At 74.2% G+C, this 17,736-nt stretch carries 19 protein-coding genes; 11 read left to right on the forward strand and 8 right to left on the reverse strand.

What is annotated here, in order from left to right:
- Genes HT134_RS22625 through HT134_RS22640 form a run of 4 tightly spaced genes read left to right on the forward strand, consistent with a single transcriptional unit; the run spans nt 1 to nt 5,873 of the window.
- Nucleotides 1-801 carry an aspartate/glutamate racemase family protein gene (locus HT134_RS22625; protein ID WP_175602442.1) on the forward strand — a complete coding sequence of 267 codons (801 nt, stop codon included), beginning with the start codon at nt 1-3 and terminating at the stop codon, nt 799-801.
- Between the two features lies 1 nt (nt 802).
- The gene (hemB, locus tag HT134_RS22630) at nt 803-1,780 is read left to right on the forward strand and encodes a porphobilinogen synthase (RefSeq protein WP_175602443.1); all 978 of its coding nucleotides are present in this window, start codon (nt 803-805) and stop codon (nt 1,778-1,780) included.
- A 49-nt stretch (nt 1,781-1,829) separates the two neighbouring features.
- Nucleotides 1,830-4,985 carry a hypothetical protein gene (locus HT134_RS22635; protein ID WP_175602444.1) on the forward strand — a complete coding sequence of 1,052 codons (3,156 nt, stop codon included), beginning with the start codon at nt 1,830-1,832 and terminating at the stop codon, nt 4,983-4,985.
- A 24-nt stretch (nt 4,986-5,009) separates the two neighbouring features.
- The gene (locus tag HT134_RS22640; protein ID WP_175602445.1) at nt 5,010-5,873 is read left to right on the forward strand and encodes a hypothetical protein; all 864 of its coding nucleotides are present in this window, start codon (nt 5,010-5,012) and stop codon (nt 5,871-5,873) included.
- A gap of 32 nt (nt 5,874-5,905) precedes the next feature.
- Here HT134_RS22640 and HT134_RS22645 read toward each other — a convergent pair whose 3' ends face one another.
- Entirely contained in the window at nt 5,906-7,828 is a 1,923-nt protein-coding gene (locus HT134_RS22645) for a Xaa-Pro dipeptidyl-peptidase (RefSeq protein ID WP_175602446.1), read from the reverse strand.
- 249 nt (nt 7,829-8,077) lie between these two features.
- Here HT134_RS22645 and HT134_RS22650 point away from each other — a divergent pair, with 249 nt between their 5' ends.
- Nucleotides 8,078-8,737, forward strand: a complete 660-nt coding sequence (locus tag HT134_RS22650; RefSeq protein ID WP_175602447.1) for a FadR/GntR family transcriptional regulator — start codon at nt 8,078-8,080, stop codon at nt 8,735-8,737.
- A 40-nt stretch (nt 8,738-8,777) separates the two neighbouring features.
- Here HT134_RS22650 and HT134_RS22655 read toward each other — a convergent pair whose 3' ends face one another.
- Together HT134_RS22655 and HT134_RS22660 are read right to left on the reverse strand one after the other, a co-directional pair.
- A complete protein-coding gene (locus HT134_RS22655; RefSeq protein ID WP_175602448.1) occupies nt 8,778-9,425 on the reverse strand; it encodes a nitroreductase family protein in 648 nt (215 codons plus the stop codon).
- 13 nt (nt 9,426-9,438) lie between these two features.
- Complete coding sequence (locus tag HT134_RS22660) at nt 9,439-10,794, reverse strand: MFS transporter (RefSeq protein ID WP_175602449.1); 1,356 nt, start codon at nt 10,792-10,794, stop codon at nt 9,439-9,441.
- 135 nt (nt 10,795-10,929) lie between these two features.
- Between HT134_RS22660 and HT134_RS22665 the strand changes: the two genes are divergently transcribed.
- Both HT134_RS22665 and HT134_RS22670 read left to right on the forward strand, forming a co-directional pair.
- The gene (locus tag HT134_RS22665) at nt 10,930-11,400 is read left to right on the forward strand and encodes a MarR family winged helix-turn-helix transcriptional regulator (protein ID WP_175602450.1); all 471 of its coding nucleotides are present in this window, start codon (nt 10,930-10,932) and stop codon (nt 11,398-11,400) included.
- A 57-nt stretch (nt 11,401-11,457) separates the two neighbouring features.
- Nucleotides 11,458-12,081, forward strand: a complete 624-nt coding sequence (locus HT134_RS22670; RefSeq protein ID WP_175602451.1) for a TetR/AcrR family transcriptional regulator — start codon at nt 11,458-11,460, stop codon at nt 12,079-12,081.
- A gap of 33 nt (nt 12,082-12,114) precedes the next feature.
- On the opposite strand, the gene HT134_RS22675 is transcribed toward HT134_RS22670, so the two are convergent.
- Nucleotides 12,115-12,645, reverse strand: coding sequence for a nuclear transport factor 2 family protein (locus tag HT134_RS22675; protein ID WP_175602452.1), 531 nt, complete (start codon nt 12,643-12,645; stop codon nt 12,115-12,117).
- A 417-nt stretch (nt 12,646-13,062) separates the two neighbouring features.
- On the opposite strand from HT134_RS22675, the gene HT134_RS22680 reads away from it, so the two are divergent.
- Both HT134_RS22680 and HT134_RS45835 read left to right on the forward strand, forming a co-directional pair.
- Nucleotides 13,063-13,290 carry a CDGSH iron-sulfur domain-containing protein gene (locus HT134_RS22680; RefSeq protein ID WP_175602453.1) on the forward strand — a complete coding sequence of 76 codons (228 nt, stop codon included), beginning with the start codon at nt 13,063-13,065 and terminating at the stop codon, nt 13,288-13,290.
- 108 nt (nt 13,291-13,398) lie between these two features.
- The gene (locus HT134_RS45835; RefSeq protein WP_246364981.1) at nt 13,399-13,734 is read left to right on the forward strand and encodes a hypothetical protein; all 336 of its coding nucleotides are present in this window, start codon (nt 13,399-13,401) and stop codon (nt 13,732-13,734) included.
- Between the two features lie 81 nt (nt 13,735-13,815).
- Here HT134_RS45835 and HT134_RS22690 read toward each other — a convergent pair whose 3' ends face one another.
- The 3 genes from HT134_RS22690 to HT134_RS22700 all read right to left on the reverse strand — a co-directional run bounded on the left by HT134_RS22690 (nt 13,816) and on the right by HT134_RS22700 (nt 15,485).
- The gene (locus HT134_RS22690) at nt 13,816-14,307 is read right to left on the reverse strand and encodes a GNAT family N-acetyltransferase (RefSeq protein ID WP_175602454.1); all 492 of its coding nucleotides are present in this window, start codon (nt 14,305-14,307) and stop codon (nt 13,816-13,818) included.
- 36 nt (nt 14,308-14,343) lie between these two features.
- A complete protein-coding gene (locus HT134_RS22695) occupies nt 14,344-14,919 on the reverse strand; it encodes an HD domain-containing protein (RefSeq protein ID WP_175602455.1) in 576 nt (191 codons plus the stop codon).
- Nucleotides 14,920-15,032: 113 nt separating this feature from the next.
- Nucleotides 15,033-15,485, reverse strand: a complete 453-nt coding sequence (locus HT134_RS22700) for a protein-tyrosine phosphatase family protein (protein WP_175602456.1) — start codon at nt 15,483-15,485, stop codon at nt 15,033-15,035.
- A gap of 176 nt (nt 15,486-15,661) precedes the next feature.
- Between HT134_RS22700 and HT134_RS22705 the strand changes: the two genes are divergently transcribed.
- Nucleotides 15,662-16,123, forward strand: a complete 462-nt coding sequence (locus HT134_RS22705; RefSeq protein WP_175602457.1) for a GNAT family N-acetyltransferase — start codon at nt 15,662-15,664, stop codon at nt 16,121-16,123.
- On the opposite strand, the gene HT134_RS22710 is transcribed toward HT134_RS22705, so the two are convergent.
- On the reverse strand, nt 16,066-16,671 hold the full coding sequence (locus HT134_RS22710; protein WP_246364984.1) for a MarR family winged helix-turn-helix transcriptional regulator: 606 nt from the start codon (nt 16,669-16,671) through the stop codon (nt 16,066-16,068). The two genes, HT134_RS22705 and HT134_RS22710, sit on opposite strands and share 58 nt — an antisense overlap.
- A gap of 39 nt (nt 16,672-16,710) precedes the next feature.
- On the opposite strand from HT134_RS22710, the gene HT134_RS22715 reads away from it, so the two are divergent.
- Nucleotides 16,711-17,685, forward strand: coding sequence for a DMT family transporter (locus HT134_RS22715; protein ID WP_246364987.1), 975 nt, complete (start codon nt 16,711-16,713; stop codon nt 17,683-17,685).
- Nucleotides 17,686-17,736 lie beyond the last annotated feature (51 nt).

A 17,736-nucleotide genomic window follows, 5' to 3' on the forward strand; every position in this document is an offset into this window, starting at 1 on the left:
ATGCGCATCTGGTTCCAGAAACACACCGTCGAGGGCCGCACGCCGCTTCTGGACAAGCTGTACGCCGAACACCTGGCCCTGGTGTCCGCCCCCGGCACGACCGTGGAGATCCACACGCTGCCGCCCGAGACGTACGGCACCGCGCTGCCCGAGCACCTGGTGGGTTACGGCGAGATCGGCCTGCTGTTCGGCCACTACTTCGCGCAGACCGCCGTGACCGCCGAGCGCGACGGCTGCGCCGCCTGGATCAGCGGCGCCGGCCAGGACCCGGGGCTGGCCGCGGCCCGCACCCGGGTGTCGATCCCCGTCGTCGGCTACGGCGACGCCGTCTGGCAGGCCGCCCGGATGGAGCGCCACCGCCTCGGGGTGCTCGGCTTCATCCCGCACCTGGCCGAGCCGATCACCGAGAACATCAGGGCCGCGGGCGCCGACCTGGCCTCGTACCAGATCGTCGAGCGCGGCGCGGACGTCGTGCAGCGGGCCCTCGCGCACGACTTCGAGCCGTTCCTGGACGCCTACACCGAGGCCGCCCGCCAGGCCGCCAAGGCCGGCGCGCAGTGGCTGGTGCCGGCCGAGGGCATCCCCAACGTGATCCTCGTCCACCTGCGCGTCCACGAACTGCACGGACTGCCCGTCATCGACCCCGGCGGGCTGGCCATCAAGACGGCGGAGCACTTGTGCGAGCTGCGCGCGCTCAACATCACCGCGCGCAGCAACGCCGGCTACTGGAACCGGCGCCCGCCCCAGGCCGCCGTCGAGCACGCCGAGCGGGTCCTGCTCGGCAAGGTGATCGGAGACTGACATGAGCTACCCCGCCGAGCGTCCGCGCCGCCTGCGGCGCACCGCCGCCCTGCGCGGGCTGGTCGCCGAGACCCGCCTGCACCCCGCCGACCTGATCCAGCCGCTGTTCGTCCGCGAGGGCCTGGACGAGCCCCGTCCCATCGCCTGCATGCCCGGGCAGGTGCAGCACACCCGCGAGAGCGTCCGCAAGGCCGCCGCGGCCGCCGTGCGGGCCGGCGTCGGCGGGCTGCTGCTGTTCGGCATCCCGGAGAGCAAGGACAGCGACGGGCGCGGCGCCTGGGACGAGCACGGCATCACCCAGCTCGCCCTGGCCGACGTCGCCGCCGAGGTGGGCGACGCCACCGTGGTCATCGGCGACATCAACCTGGACGAGTACACCGAGCACGGGCACGTCGGCGTCCTCGACGAGCGCGGCGACGTCGACAACGACGCCACGCTGGCCGCCTACGCCCGCGTCGCCGTCGCCCAGGCCAGGGCCGGCGCCCACATGGTGGCGCCCAGCGGCATGATGGACGGCCAGGTCGGCGCCATCCGCGCGGCCCTCGACGCCGCCGGCCACCACAACCTGCCGATCATGGCGTACGCCGCCAAGTACGACTCCGCGTTCTACGGCCCGTTCCGCGACGCGGTCGAGTCGCGGCTGACCGGCACCCGCTCCACCCACCAGCAGGACCCCGCCAACCTGCGCGAGTCGCTGCGCGAGGTGCTGCTCGACGTGGACGAGGGCGCCGACATGGTAATGGTCAAGCCCGCCGGCCTCTACCTCGACGTGGTGCGCCGCGTCGCCGACGCCGTCCACGTGCCGGTGGCCGCCTACCAGGTCTCCGGCGAGTACGCCGCGATCGAGGCGGCCGCCGCCAACGGCTGGCTCACGCGCGACCGCGCCATCGTCGAGAGCCTCACCGCGATCCGCCGGGCGGGCGCGGGGAGTGTGATCACGTACTGGGCCACCGAGATCGCCGAACGCCTTCCCCGCTGACCCCGGAGCCGCCCCGATGCCCGAACCACGGAGAGGAGATGCGACCCCCATGTGGCGCACCCTGTCGGAGGACGCACGTGAGGCCATCCTCGAACTGTGCGACGGCTACGGGCCGCACCTGTACGACTACTGCCGGACGGAGCTGTCGTCGAGCGACGCCGAACTGGCCGTCGCGGGCACCCTGCTGTCGGCGCACGCCTGGGCCGAGCGCGTCGACGAGTCCTCGCCGCTGCGGCCGTGGCTGTACGCGCTGGCCCGGGCGCACCGCGCGTACCTGTCCACCCCCACCAGCGTCGGCTCCTGGTCGCGGCCCGGCCGGATGGCCGATCTGCTGCCCGAGGCGCTGCGGGCGCTCGCCCCGGCGCACCGGGAGCTGCTCGACCTGTCCGTACGGCACGGGCTGACGCACGACGAGATCGCCACCATCTTCGCGGCCGACGCCGAGGAGGTGGAGACGATCGTGCTGGAGGCGGCCGACGGGCTGGAGGAGTGGTTCGCCGCCGTCATCGCCGCCAGGACGCGCCACGGATGCGCGGCGCTGGAGTCGCGGGTCAACGACTGGGCGGCGGTGCCCGGGCGGCGCACCCGGGCGCGGATCAGCCGCCACATCGCGCACTGCGACCTCTGCCGGAGCGCGCCGCGCGTCATGGTGGCCGACACGCTGCTGCGCCAGATGCCGATCTCCTCGGCGCCGGGCACGCTGCAGGGGCAGCTCGCCTGGGCGCTCCCTCTACCGGACGAGGCGGGACTGTGGCGGGAGGACGGCTTCCCGGCGCAGGCGCGCGGGCTCGCCGAGCCCGCGCCGCCGCCCATCTCTCCGGTCCCCGGCCCCACGACGGGGACCTGGGAAAGCTCCGGGCCGGTGGCGGGCGCGGCCGCCGCCGGCCCGGAGCGCACACCTGACCAGGCCGCGCACCGCCCGCCCAGCAAGCACGCCCGCCCGGGACCGCCGGACATCGTCCCGCGACGGCAGCCGGCAGCCGCCGCCCCGCAGCCGGTGCCGCCCGCTGCCGTCCCGTCCCGCGCCCTGCCGGGTCGCCCGGCTGTCCCGGCCGCGCGCGCCGGCACGCCGGCCGAGCGCGTTCCTGGACCTGCCGCCGCGCGGGCGTCCGCGTCCTCCACCGAGACCCCCGGCGGGCCGTCCGCGCCCGCCGGCGAGACCCCAGGCGGGGCCGCCCGGAGCGCCGCCTGGACCCCGGACCCGACCGGCCAGTCCCCCGCCTGGTCGCCGGATCCGGCCGCAGACTGGGCCATCGTCCGCCGCAACCGCGGAGGCGTGCCGTACCGGAACCTTCCAGCGGCGTCCGCTCATGACCGGATCAGCAGTAGCGGCCCGGCCGGTCAGGAGCGGGCCCCCTCACGCCGGGCCGAAGGTGGCCCGCCATGGGAGCACCACCCGGACGATGGCCCACCCATCCCGCGCACCACCCCGGCGACCCCCGCCGGCCCGGCGACGCCCGTCACCGCCCAGGCGCCCGGCCCCGCCGCGTCGAGCCCTGCCGCGCCCGGCCCCGCCGCGTCGAGCCCCGACATCACGTCCCGGCCCGAGGCCACGTCCGGGCCTGACGTCGCCCGCAGGCCCGACGCCACGCCCCGGCCCATGGTGCCGCCGATGCGCACCGCCGCCCCCTCCCCGACACCCACGCCCCCAACCTCCCCCTCCCCCTCACCGTCGCCGACCGGCGCACCGGCACCGGCGGCTCGGCCCGTGACAGGCCCGGTCACCCCGGCCGCGCAAGTGACCCCCACGAGCCTGCCGACAGACCGCATGGTCGCCGGATCCCCGCGCTCGAAGCGGCCCGTCCCCCTCAGCGCCCCCGTCATGGCCGACGCCCCGCCCACCACCCGCCCGAGGAACGGCTCCACCGGCACCACCCCCTCCGAGCAGCACCGACCCGCCGGCGGAGCGACCCCCGGCGCCCCCACCGGGCACCACCACCCAGCCGACGGAGCGCCCACCACCCGCCGACCCGCCGAAGGCCCGGCGGCCACCCGGCGCCCGGCAGCCTCCGAACGTCCCGTGACCACCACCGGCCCAGCCCACCCCGCGTCCCCCGAGGCCGACCGGCGCGTCCCGCCCTCCTCCGCCCGGATCCACGGTGTGATCACCATTCCCGGGCCTCGCCGGCCCCCCGAGGACGCCTTCCCCCCTCCGGCCGGCGGCGTGCCGGGGTGGGCCCGTGGCCGCGGCGCCGACGGCCCGGGTGAGGGCCCGGCCGTCGGCGCCCCGCCGTTCACCGCGCCGCTCCGCTACGAGCCGGGCCCCGCCTTCGGCGGCCAGGTGGTGGAGCTCAACGCGGGCGGTCCCGACGAGTTCTGGCTGGAGCGCCCCGGCCTCGCCGACGGCGACACGCGGTTCACGGTGCGGAACGTGGCCCGCGTGAGCCTGCTGGTCGGCGTCGGTCTGCTGGTCGCGGGCCTGGCCTGGTCGGGTCTCAACGCCCGCCAGCACATGCCGGCGATCTCCGAGACGGGCGCCGAGGACCCGGTGCGGACGCCGTCGCCGGACGGCCGCCCGTCCTCGGGCCCGGCGGTGCCCGTGCCGCCTCCGGAGCCCGCCGCCGTGCCTCCCGCCGCGACGGCGGCCCCTGCCGTGACCCCCGCGGCGGGGTCCCCGGCGCGCCCCACGGCCGGTCCGTCCCGCACGGAGGAGGCGGCGGACGGCCGGCGGGAGAGCCCGGTCGTGGCCGGCACGATGAGCCCGGCCGACCGGCCCGCCAAGCGCTCCGCCACCGGCGACCCCACGGACAGCGTGACGCGCCGCCCTGCGGGGACGCCGCGCGAGCAGCCGGCGAGGCAGCCGGTGACGCTGCCGCGGCCGCACGCGCCGGTCGCGTCCGTGTCGCCGGTGTGGGTCAGGCTGGGCGCCCGCCGCACGGGTGCGTTCGCGCTGTCCTGCAAGGGCGGCACGTGCCGGGTCGTCTCGGCGGGCGGCACGGGCGGCATCGCGGTGTCGGGCCGCGCGTTCCGGGTGAAGGCGCCCGCGTCCCGGCCCGGCTGCCAGGGCCGGCCGGTCACGCAGACGGGCACGATCGTCGTGCGCTGGGTCGGCGTCGCGCGCGGGGACGGCCGTAGGACGTCCGGCACGACGACCGCCCGGGGGACGCTGCGGCTGCGGGTCTCCTGGACCGTCGCCAGGGATCCCGGCGCTTACGTCATCGACGGTGAGGGCAGGGGCCACTGGAGCAACTGCGCCCGTTACTGAGCCGCCCCCTGTCAAGATCGACGCATGCTGCGACTGATCACGACGCTGCTGGCCGCGGTGCTGGTCCTCAGCGGCGGGAGCAACCCGATCGGGCCGCTCTCGTTCGAGGACCTGGCCGCACGGACCGTCCGGACCTGGCGCACCAGCGGTGCCGCGGCGATCTGGCGCGACGGTTTCGTCCCCGTCGGCGACCTGAGCGCGATGCCTCCTGACGTGCGCGGGAAGATCGACCACGACGAGGAGTACGGCTGGGTCGTGGCCGGCCGGCTCCCCGCCGCACCGGCCGAGGCGCGCATCCGCTGGGACGACGGATCGACGATGCGGGTCCCCGTGATCGAGCCGCGGGAGGCGATGATGGCCCTGTCCCCATGGTCCGAGGGAGACACCTTCCCCGACGACGAGGCGTACCACCTGACCGGCGCGACCTACACCACGATGCGGTTGCGGACCGTACGCGGCATGGCGACCGTGCCCGCCTGGCGGCTGTCCTTCTCGGACCTGCCCGGCCCGATCGACCAGGTCGCGGTCGATCGGGACGCGGCGGGCACCATCGCAGACGCCATCGGCAGACACACGTCAGGCGGCGATGGCGTCAGCGACTACAGGGTGCTCGACGAACGCACGCTGCTGGTCGACTACGTCTACGGCTCCTGCAGCGGGAGGCGACTCGACGTCACGCTGCGGATCAGCGAGTGGCCGGACGCGGTCGTCCTCGGGATCGACGTCCCCTACCAGGGCAACGGCTGGTGCGCCGGCACCGGCCAGTCCGGCCAGGGCGTCGTCAGGCTCGACGAGCCGCTGGGGAACCGCGTGGTGCTGGACGCGGCGAGCAGGCTCCCCGTCCTGTGCGGCCACGCGCCGGACGCGTGCCGGGACAGGCGGGACTGAAACTCGCCGCGCGCACCTTCAGCAGATCACCGTCAGAAGAAGCTGAACTCGGGCTCGGCCTCCGGCAGCTCGACGCGCGACGGCCCGCGGAAGCCGGCCCGGTTCCCGGGCACGTCCGTCAGCGCGGTGCCGAGCACGAACGGGACGGACACGGAGCTGGCCGCCAGGTCGAGCGTGACGTTCGCCCCCGTGCCCGGCTCCTCGCTGTAGGTGCTGTCCGTGCCGGCGACCACGAGCGCCAGCCGGTGCCCCTTCGCGAAGGTGTACTCCTGGGGCAGCGTCCGCCACCGGACCTTGCCGAACGTGCCGACCGGCAGCGGGGACGGGTCGCTCAGCGAGGCGCGGTTCTGCACGTCGATCCAGCCCCGGGCGACGATCTCGGCCGGCCGGTTCGCCACGTTGGTGACGACCTTCTTGTAGCAGGCGTCGTCGGCCGCGGTGCTCTCCCCGTGGCAGTCCTCCTCGGTGAGCGTGGTGATGCCCTGGCCGCGCCGCCAGTCCACCCGGGCGGCGTCGCCGAAGTCGACGAGCAGGGCGGTGAGGTTGGAGGTGGGCTTGTCCAGCCTGACCGTGAGGTCGGCCGTGGGGGTGCCGGACAGGCGCAGGTCGAGCGGCAGCGGCCCGGTGGTGAACGCCACCCGGCCGGGCTTCGCGGTGCCCACGTCGGCGATCATGTCGGCCTCGTCCATGGCCACGTCGGCGAACGACGCGGTGGCGCCCCGGGCGGCCGGGCGCAGCCCGAGCCCGCCGTCGGCGGACGGGCGCAGCGGCAGCCGGGCCGCGAGCGGCGCCGGCCAGTCGCGCTGGGTGATCCAGCTCGTGGGCCCGGTCTGCACGTCGGCGCGCGGCTCGCTCATGACGCCGTTGCGCACGCCGAGCAGCCAGTGGTCGAACCAGCGGTGCAGCGTGTCCACCCACACGTCCCTGCGGCCCTCGAAGTCGAAGGGGTCCACGTGCTGGTACTGGCCGACCCAGATCTTGCGCGGCACGCCGCGCCGGGCGAGCGCGTCCCACCAGGTGGAGAAGTTGTCCGGCTTGACGTTCAGGTCGTTGACGGTGTGGACGACGAAGACGCTGGCCCGCACCTTCGAGGCGTCGCCGAGCAGTCCGGACAGGTAGTCGCGCTCGGCCCAGAAGGCGTTGGAGTTCCCCGTGTCGTCGCCGTCCTCGGCGTCCATCCGGTCCCGTACGGCCTGGCACTTGGCCTGGGGGTCGGTGTCGATGTAGTCGGCGAGCCAGGAGGCGTAGTCGTAGCTGTAGACGACGCCGTTGGAGCGCTGGTACTTGTACCAGGAGCTGATCGCCGAGATGGGCACGATCGTCTCCAGGCCTTCGACGCCGGTGGCGGCCACCGCGTTCGCGAGCGTCCCGTCGTACGACTTGCCGATCATCGCGCTCTTGCCGGTGGTCCAGTCGGCGGTGGCGGGGGTGCCGTCGGCGCGGAAGGCGCGGGCGCGGCCGTTCAGCCAGTCCACGACCGCCTTGCCGCCCAGCACGTCGGCCTTGCCGCCGATGTCGGGGCAGCCGTCGGAGCGGGTGGTGCCGAGCATGTCGACGTTGAGGACGGCGTAGCCGCGCGGCACGAAGTAGTTGTCATAGAACAACGGAAATTTCGTGACGTTTCCGGCGGAGTCGTAGACCTTGCGCTCGGCCTCGTTGCCGCGCCCGGAGTTGTCGTAGTACGGGCTCTCGTCGATGATCACCGGGACCTTGAGCCCGGGACCGGACTCCTTGGGCCTGATGATGTCGACGCGCACCCGGTCCGGCCGTCCGTCGGCGTCGCTGTCGACGCCCGACTCGACGTAGACGTGCTCGCGGACGGCGTCGGCGTAGGAGAAGACCGGCTGGGTGCGGCCGTTCTCGACGGTGATGGCGGGACCGGCCGCCGCCTGGGCGGGGGTCGCGATCGCCAGGGTGAGGGCGACCGCCAGAAGAGCCGGGCGTAATTGCGACACGCGTGTCCTCCGTGGCAAAGGTGGCAAGTGTCGGAAATAGGGATAAGTTCCTCGGGCAATCTCTCACCCGCCCAAGAGCCTGACAAGATCCTGTCCGTACGGGTGGAGACACCTGTCCGGCCCTCCCCGAGCCGCCTCCCCGGTACGCGGACGTCCGGGCGGCGGGGCGTCTAGGCTGGAGGGTCCGAACCGGCGGCCCGCGCCTGAGGCCCCGGTTCCCCGAGCCCCGGACCTGAGGAAAGAGGACGCATGCGCAACGTCTCGCGGACCTCGCTCGTGGACGCCGCCATCGAGCAGCTCCGCAGGGAGATCGCCGGCGGGGCGTGGCCGGTCGGCACGAAGATCCCGTCCGAGGCGCAGCTCGCGGCGAGCCTCGGCATGAGCCGCCTGTCGGTGCGCGAGGCCGTGCGGGTGCTCGCGCACGCGGGGCTGCTGACCACCCGCCAGGGCGACGGCACGTACGTGACCGCGACGGACGAGTCGCGGCTCGCGCTGCGCCGCGGACTCGACCGCGCCGCCGCGATGGACATCATCGACGTACGGCGCGGCCTCGACCTGGTGGCGGCCCGGCTGGCGGCGGTCCGGCGCACCGACGACGACCTCGCGTCGCTGCGGGAGGCGCTGGAGCGCCGGGACGCGGCCGGCGAGGCGGGCGACCTCGACGGGTTCGCCGACGCGGACGCCGCCTTCCACCTGCGCGTGGCGGACGCGGCCCGCAACCCGCTGCTCGCCGACCTCTACCACGGCATGGGCGAGGCCGTGCGCGAGAGCGTGCGCGACGTGCGCCGCACCACGCACGAGCCGGACACCTCGCACTGGGACCTGCTGCGCGCCATCGAGTCCGGCGACGCCGCCGCGGCGGTGGCGGTCTCCATGGCGATCCTCGACATGCACGAGCGCGAGCTCTGACCCCGTGCCGTCCGGCGGCTCCCGGGGCTGACCGGCGGGTTCACCACCGGTCCCAGTGCAGGACCTCCTCCCTCGGGACGCGGGGAGCGGGCTTGAAGCCGGTGCCGATGGTGAAGGCCAGCGGGATGAACGCCGCCAGCATCACCTTCTCGTACGGCACGCCGAGCACCCCGGCCAGCTCGCGTTCGAGCGGCGCCTGCGCGGTGGTCCACACCGTGCCCAGGCCGCGCGCCCGGGCGGCCAGCATGAAGCTCCACACGGCGGGCAGGATCGACCCCCACGTCCCCGCCTGGACCTCCACCGGGGCGCGATCCGTGCGTCCCTCCACCCCGGGGATGACGAAGGCGGGCACCCGGTGGATGTTGGCGGCCAGGTGGCGCACGCCGTCGAAGACCCGCTCGGTGGAGCCGCTGTGGTAGTTCATGCGCCACAGGTCGCGCTCGGTCAGCGGCTGCCCGCCGGCCAGGGACAGGGCGCGCAGGAAGATGTCGGCCACGGCCCGCCGCTGCCCGGGCTCGGTGACGACGAGGAAGTGCCAGCGCTGCCGGTTGCGCCCGGTGGGCGCCTGCACGGCCAGGTCCACGCACTCCTCGATCAGCTCGCGCGGCACCGGACGGGTGAGGTCCAGGCGCTTGCGCACCGCCCGGGTCGTGCTCAGCAGCTCGTCGGGGGTGAGGTCCAGCGTCACGAACGGCCTCCTTTCAGGCGGTGGGTACGGGTGCGGACCGGCGCGAGCGCAGGCCGTACGCGGCGATGAGGACACCCAGCAGGGAGAAGCCACCGGCCGTCAGGAACGCGATCCGGTAACCGGCCGGCGCCGAGCCCCCCGAGGTCATGACCGCGGCCAGCACCGCGACGCCGATCCCCGCCCCGATCTGGACGGAGGAGGTGACCAGTCCCGAGGCCAGGCCCTGCCGTTCGTCCGGCAGGCCGCTGACGGCGGCGATGTTGAGGCTGGGGAACGACAGCCCGTTGCCGACGCCGTGCACGACCAGTGCGGGCAGCAGCACCGTGAGGTAGTCGGCGCCGGCCCCGGCCCGCAGGAACAGCAGGATGCCCGCGCCTTGGACGAGCATCCCGGCGGCGGCCACCCCGCGCAGTCCCCATCGGCTGATCAGCCCGCCCGCCAGGTTGGCGGTGATGACGATGGCCAGGCCCATGGGGACGATCCCGAGCCCGGTGGTCAGCGCGGTGTAGCCGAGCTCCCCCTGCAGGTACAGGACGGCGACGAACTGCCAGCCGATCGTGGCGCACGCCCAGGCCAGCGCCGCGAGGTTCGCGGCGGCCACCGTACCCGACCTGAACACCTCCAGCGGGACGAGCGGCGCGGGACGCCGCCGCTCGATGACCACGAAGGCGCCCAGCAGCACGACGGCCACGGCTCCGGCCGGCCAGTCGCGCTCCGTCAGCGCGAACACCAGCAGCAGCACCCCGCCGGTGACCGCGACCGCGCCGCCGGCGTCGAACCCCTCGCGCGCCCCCGACGGCCGCGGGCCGCGCGGCAGGACCAGCGGCGCCGCCGCCAGCACCAGCAGGGCGACCGGGACCGGCAGGAAGAACACCAGCCGCCAGCTGATCCCGGTCAGCAGTCCGGAGGCGATCAGCCCGGCGGTGTAGCCGGTCGCCCCGGCCAGCGAGTAGACCCCCAGCGCCCGGTTGCGCCGCGGCCCCTCGGCGAAGGTGGTCGTGATCAGCGACAGCGCCGCGGGCGCGGTGAGCGCGGCCGCCACCCCCTTGATCACCCGGGTGGCGACCAGCGGCCATCCCGCCGACAGCAGCCCGCCGGCCAGGCTCGCCGCCGCGAAGACCGCCAGCGACAGCAGGAACACGCGGCGCCGGCCGAACAGGTCCGCTATCCGGCCGCCGAGCAGCAGGAACCCGCCGTAGGCGACCGCGTAGCCGGACATGAGCCACTGCAGGAGGCTTTCCGGCAGCGACAGATCGCGCCCGATGGCGGGCAGGGCCACGCCCATCAGGGACAGGTCCATCGAATCCAGGAACACCGCTGCGCACAGCACCACCAGGGCCGCCTGTTCGCGGCCGTCGGTTCGTGGCACGATCCACTCTCCATCTGAGTACAAACAATTTGCTGACAGACGAATCGGACCGTATGACGGACAATCATCTGCTGTCAAACGATCTGCACAGAGACGGTCGTACGGTAGAATCACGGCAGAGCGAAGAGGAGACCGATGGCGACCACAACCAAGACAGCCGAACGGGCCAGGCCGACGTACTTCCCGCAGCTGGCGGCCGAGCGGCTGGACATCGCGCTGTGCCGCGCCTCGGCCGCCGTGGCCCGCGCCGCGGACGCCCACGCCACCGAGGAAGGTCTCGGGGTCGGCCAGCACCTCGTGCTCCAGATGCTCGACGCCGTCGGCCCCTGCTCCCAGCAGACGCTCAGCGAGGAGCTGCGCATCGACCGCAGCGTCATGGTCAGCGTCTGCGACGACCTGGAACGGGAGGGCTTCGTCCGCAGGGAACGCAACCCCCGCGACCGCCGCTCCTACGCCGTCACCATCACCGACTCCGGCCGGCGGCGGCTGGCCGAGGCGCAGACCTCGATCCCGGCCTTCCTCGGGGACACCTTCCACCCGCTGACACCCGAGGAGCGCGCCCAGCTGGGCATGCTCCTCGGCAAGCTCCTGGGAACCGGCGCCTGACCGCCCCGGCGCCCGCCCCTGACACCGGGGCGGGCCCGCGCCGCTAGGCTCGCCGGTATGGGGACCAGACGGGCCGACGGTACGGGGACCAGACGGGCCGACGCCGAGCGCAACATCGCCGCGATCCTCGAGGCGGGACGGCGGGTGCTGAGCGCCGACCCGGGCGCGAGCGTGATGCAGGTCGCCAAGGAGGCCGGCGTCGGGCGGGTGACGCTCTACGGCCACTTCCCGTCGCGCGAGTCGCTGGTCGCCGCGGTGGTCAGCCACACGGTCGACCTGGCCGGCACGACGCTGGCCGGGCTCGACCTCGACACGCCGCCCGCCCGCGAGGCGCTGGCCGCGCTGGTCCGCTCGTCCTGGGACGTGCTGAGCCAGCACAGCCGGCTGTTCCTGGCGGCCGACGCGGCGCTGCCCGCCGAGCGGCTGCGCGAGCGCCACGCCGAGCCGCTGGCCCGGGTGGAGCGCCTGATCTCGCGGGGCCGCGACGAGGGCGCGTTCCGCACCGACCTGCCGCTGACCTGGCTCGTCAGCACGTTCCTGGCCATCCTGCACACGGCGGCGGGCGAGGTCGAGGCGGGGCGGCTGGCGCGCGAGGAGGCGGGAGAGACGCTGGTCCGCACACTGGACGCGCTCCTGACTCCCCCGCCCCCCGGACACGACGAAGCGGTGGCCGCCGGCTGAAGGCGGCCACCGCTCCCCGGTGGACCTCGCGGGTCAGGACGCCTGGTTGGTCATCAATTCATCGATCTTGTAGCCGTCGCCGGACTTCTCCAGGATGAAGAACTCCCGCTGGCTCTGGCTGTCCTGCTGGCTGGTCGAGCGGACGAAGGCGTACTGGTCGCCGTGCCTCTCCGACAGCTCGATCGTGTACGACCCGGACTGGGGCCCGGTGACCGTCTGCTGGTAGAGCTTGCGGAGCGCGTCGGCCCCCTCGGCGGTGGGCGAGCCCTGGAGCGCCGCCAGCCCGTCGGTGGGATCGAACAGCTTGACGACGGCGTCCACGTTGCCGGCCTTGAGGGCGGCGAAGTAGCGCTGGACCGTCCCCCTCGGCGTGTTCTTGCCCATCATGGTCTCTGACGGAGAGCCGCTCTCCATCGGCATCGAGCTCATGTCCGTGGTCGGCGCCCCCGGGGACGCCGCGCCCCCCATGGCCTCCGTGCCGCCGCCGGACGCGCAGCCCGCGGCGAGCAGAGCAGGGACAATGGCCGCCAGCAGGAGTGACCTGCGCCGAAAAATCTTGTGCATGGCGGCTTGATGCCCACGCCGCCTTTGATCGAATGCCTGCTTGTCCAGTCCGCACACGCCCTTTACGGTTCCCAGGGATCATGAGCCGCGGACCGGGGCATCAGCCGGCGCGGGCCGCTCCGTCAGGGGTGCGGCTCCGACGGTGGATAGACGTGCGGGCTCTGGTGACCCGGCGGCAGGACGCAGCGCCGCCCCGAGTCGACACTGGGGCAGCGATCGGCACTCTCACGCTGCGGCAGGCGGGCTGGGGCGTTGGTGACGTTCGGCTCCATTTCGGGCACTCGCTGGACGTTACGGCGGCACCCTCGGGGGTTGGTCGCGCGACGATCACGATCCGACCTCTGAACGGTCTCGCGACAGCAGTGAAGCGTCACGGTGACTGAGTTTTCGCGGGGGCGGCCCGGGCAGGTGTCCGGAATGCGTACCGAAGGTGACGGCGAGGTGACCGTGACCCCTTGCGAGGACGGGCCGCTCCTGCTGCGCGGGAACTTCCGCCTGGTGACCCAGGAGGGGCGGGAGATCGATCCCGGCCGGGCGACGGTGGCGCTGTGCCGGTGCGGGCTGTCGTCCACGAAGCCGTTCTGCGACGGCTCCCACCGGGCCGCGGGCTTCCGGGCGACCAGCGACCCCGACCCCGCCGCCTGACGTTCCCCTGCCTCCGCCCCGGTACGGGATAAGACCCGGCAAAGCGGATGATCGGCGTGTTATCTGGACATTAGGGGCGGGTAGCAGCACCACAGCGAAGGGGGAATCATGATCAAAATGCTCCACAAGATGGGAATCCGCTCCCATCACGCCTACGCCGCCGGCACGGCCTCGATCGGGCTCGCGTTCGCGTCCTGGGCCCTGTCCACCAAGGCCGAGAAGACCCGCGGCCTCGACCGGGCCGACCGATGGGGGATCTTCATCGGGGAATGGGCTCCCACGTTCTTCGCCCTGGGCGTCGCGCTGCGCCTGGAGGAGGGCGGCATGCAGGAGACCATGGGCATGGGCGGCACCATGCCGGAGATGGAGCGCGGCCGGGAGGCCGACACGGACGTGTTCGACCGCGCGTCCAGCGGCATGTCGCACCCCGCCACGAGCCGGTAGTCGCGCCGCCGACAGGCGTTCTCGATCGCCGCGGGCCCGTTCACGGGCCCGCGGCGACGGGCGTCCGAGGGCCCGGAGAGGTCAGGAGGCGCGCCCGGCCAGGGCCCGGAGCGGCTCGTCCGTCAGGCGGTACACCGTCCACTCGTCCATCGGCACCGCGCCCAGCGCCCGGTAGAACCCGATCGCGGGCTCGTTCCAGTCGAGCACCGACCATTCGAGCCGGTGGTAGCCACGCTCGACGCAGATCCGCGCCAGCTCGGCCAGCAGCGCCCGGCCGTGGCCGCCGCCCCTGCGGTCCGGCCGCACGTACAGGTCCTCCAGGTAGACGCCGTGCGTGCCGCGCCAGGTCGAGAAGCTGAGGAACCACAGCGCGAACCCGACCACCTCGCGCTCCCCGTCGGGGCCCTCCTCCTCGGCGACGTGCGCGAACACCGCCGGCTCGGCGGCGAAGAGGGCGGCGCGCAGCTGCTCCTCGCTCGCGCGCACCTCGTGCGCGGCCTTCTCGTACTCGGCGAGGTCGTGGATCAGTGCGAGGATGGCGGGCACGTCGGCAGGGGTGGCGCGGCGAATCATGTCCCCAGCGTAGGGGACCCGCCGGCGTGACCGGTCTCAGGCTTCGCCGAGGACGCGGGTGAGCCAGTCGAGCGTGTTCGTCCGCAGGGCCTCGTCGGCGAGCCGCTTGGCCGTGGCGGTCTTGAGCGCCGCCAGCGAGCTGTCGATCCACGGCTGCACGTTCTGGTGGCCCTGCTCGCGGTACTCGACGGCCTGCAGCAGGCATTCCAGCTTGTCCGCGTCGCGGGCGCACACCGCCTCGAGGCTGACCTTCTCCTCGTACTCGGCGATCGCGCCGCGCAGCATGGCGGCCACGGCCTCGGGCACGTCGCGCGTCTGGTCGGCGGTGACGTCCTCGTTGGCGGGCGCCGTCAGATAGCGCTTGGCGACGTACGGGATGTCGGTGATGCGGGTCTCCTGGCTGTCGTGGAACAGGCTCATGAACGCCGCCCGCTGCGGGTCGCCCCCCTCCAGCGCCGCGATCACCCCCGCGATGACCGCCGTGCGGAAGGAGTGGTCGGCGATGCTCTCCGGATCCCGCACGCCCGCCACCAGCCAGCCCGTGCGCTTGTAGCGCTTGAGCAGCCCCATCTCGTACAGCAGGCCCGTCAGCCCCGTCATGTCGTCAGCCACGAGGAGTCCCCTCTCACCTCGGTCCCCATGGGCCGAGCGTAGACGACGCTCTCCCCTGCGGCCCGCGTCCTCGGCGACACGCCGTACCGGCCGGGCCTCGGGAGGTCACCCGCTCACGCGGGCGGCCGCGCCGATCCGCCGTCGAAACGGGCGACGAAGCGGCGCTGCCAGGGCGTCTCCACGGCCCGGGCCTGGTAGTGGGCGCGCACGTACGCGACCGCCTCGTCACCCGGCACGCCGTCCAGGACGGCCAGACAGGCCAGCGCCGTGCCGGTGCGGCCCACGCCGCCGCCGCAGGCCACCTCGACCCGTTCGGTCGCGGCCCGCTCCCACGCCTCCCGCAGCGTCTCCGCGGCGGCTGCCCGGTCGGAGGGCAGCCAGAAGTCGGGCCACCGCACCCACCGCGCCTCCCACGGCACCGCCGGAGGCTCCTTGCCGAGCAGGTACACCCCGAGGGCCGGCGCCGGCCCGTCGGGAAGGGGACGCCTCAGCCCCCGGCCGCGCACGAGCCGCCCCGAGGGCAGCCGCAGAACACCGATGGCCGCGGGATCCCAGAGATCGTTCACGGGCCGACGATAGTCCGGGGACGGGCCGGGAGGCCGCCCCTTTCGCCACCGGCGATCAGCGGGGACGGCCGCACACGGGACGCCCGGGACGCCCCGCCGCGAAGCGGGCCGCACGATCCGGGATGATGTCCCCCGGAGCGCCCGGGAGGGTCCGCAGGGGACGGGAAGTGATGAGCATGACCGACGACGTGCGGCTGCGCGCCGCCGAACCGGGTGACTACGACCGGATCGCCCCGGTGGTGGACGACTGGTGGGGACGCCCCGTCCAGGGCGGCCTGCCGCGGCTGTTCCTCGACCACTTCCACCGCACCAGCCTCGTGGCCGAGGACGGCGACGCCCTGGCGGGGTTCCTCGTCGGCTTCCTGTCGCCGTCCGTGCCCGACGCCGCATACATCCACTTCGTGGGCGTCCATCCGGGCCGGCGCGGCGGCGGGCTGGCGCGCCGGCTCTACCGCGCCTTCTTCGACCTGGCGGCGGCCGGCGGCCGCACACGGGTGCGGGCGATCACCTCGCCGCTCAACCACGGCTCCATCGCCTTCCACCGGGCGATGGGGTTCGCGGTGCGGGGGCCCGTCCCCGGCTACGACGGGCCGTCCACCGACCGCGTCGTGTTCGAGCGGCGCCTCGGCTCCGCCTGAGCGGCGCCGGGCTCGTCGCGCGGCGGGCGCGGCGACTCGAAGCAGGCGAGCCAGGTGGTGAGCAGCCGTTCCAGCTGGGCGGCCTCCTCGGGCGTCAGGCAGTCGAGGAGGCGGCGCTCGTTGCGCGTGTGCTCGGCGAACGCCTCGTCGATCAGCTCCCGCCCGGCGTCGGTCAGCGCGACGACGCGCGCGCGGCCGTCCCGCTCGCTCGGGCGGCGGGTGACCAGGCCGCCGCGTTCGAGCCGGTCGATCCGCTTGGTCATGGCGCCCGTGGTGACCATCGTGTACGCGGCCAGCTCGCCGGGGGCGCGTTCGAACGGCGGCCCGGCCCGCCGGAGCGTGGCGAGCACGTCGAACTCCCCCTCCCCCAGCCCGTAGCGCCCGTAGACGATCAGGAGCCGGTCGGTGAGGTGGCCGGCCAGGCGGTGCAGCCGCCCGATGACCCCGAGGGGCGCGACGTCCAGGTCGGGACGCTCGCGGGCCCAGGCCCGCTGGATCCGCGCCACGTGGTCGAGAGGGTCGGGGTCGCCTGTCATGGATCCGGTCATGGTTCCACAATAGCTTCCATGGAAGCTATATTGCCTTCCATGGAAGCTACTTTGCGGTGGGCCCCGGTCACCGCGATCGCACCGGTGGCGTGGGGTGCCACCTACCTCGTCACCCACCGCTACCTCCCCGCCGACCACCCCCTGTACGGCGCCGCGATCCGGGCGCTGCCCGCCGGGCTGCTGCTCCTGCTCGTCCGCAGGCGGCTTCCCCGCGGGTCGTGGTGGTGGAGGTCGCTGCTGCTCGGCACGCTGAACATGGGCGCGTTCTTCGCCCTCGTCTACCTGGCGGCCCAGACGCTGCCCACGAGCGTCGCCTCGACCATCATGGCGACCTCGCCCGTGGTGATGATGCTGTTCGCCTGGGCGGCCCTGTCCGAGCGGCCCCGCGCGGCGCACGTGGCCGGGGCCGTCATCGGCATCGCCGGGGTCTGCCTGCTGCTGCTGCGCGGCGCGACCGCCGTGAACGCGACGGGGGTGCTGGCGTCGGTCCTGGCGATGACGATGTCGTCGTTCGGCTACGTGCTGGCCAAGAAGTGGAGCGCGTCGGTGGACGTGTTCTCGCTGACGGCGTGGCAGCTCGTCGCGGGCGGGGCCGTGCTGGTCCCCGTCGCGGTCGTGGTCGAGGGCGCGCCGCCGGCGCTCGACGGGCCCGCCGTGCTCGGGTTCGGCTACGTCACGGTGATCGCGACCGCGCTGGCGTTCGCCGCCTGGTTCACCGGGCTGCGGCACCTGAGCGCGGGGACGGTCGGCCTCATCGGCCTGCTCAACCCGCTGACCGGCGTCCTGCTCGGCACGGCCGTGGCCGGCGAGACGCTCACGGCGCAGCAGGTCTGCGGGCTCGCCCTGGTCTTCGCGGGCATCCTGCTCGGCCAGCCGATCGCGACCCGCCTGATCAGCCGGGCACCTCGGCCGTCACCAGGAACAGCAGGAACGACGCCAGGAACGGCCCCGACCGCAAGTCCTCGACCCACTCCTCCGCCGCGGGACCGAGAGCGCCGGCCCGCCTCGCCCTGACCGCGTTGCGGCGCAGCCCGAGCAGCCGGTCCGCGGTGCCGAAGTCGCGGA

This window comes from Nonomuraea rhodomycinica (assembly GCF_013363995.1).
In the GTDB taxonomy this organism is placed as follows: Bacteria; Actinomycetota; Actinomycetes; order Streptosporangiales; family Streptosporangiaceae; genus Nonomuraea; species Nonomuraea rhodomycinica.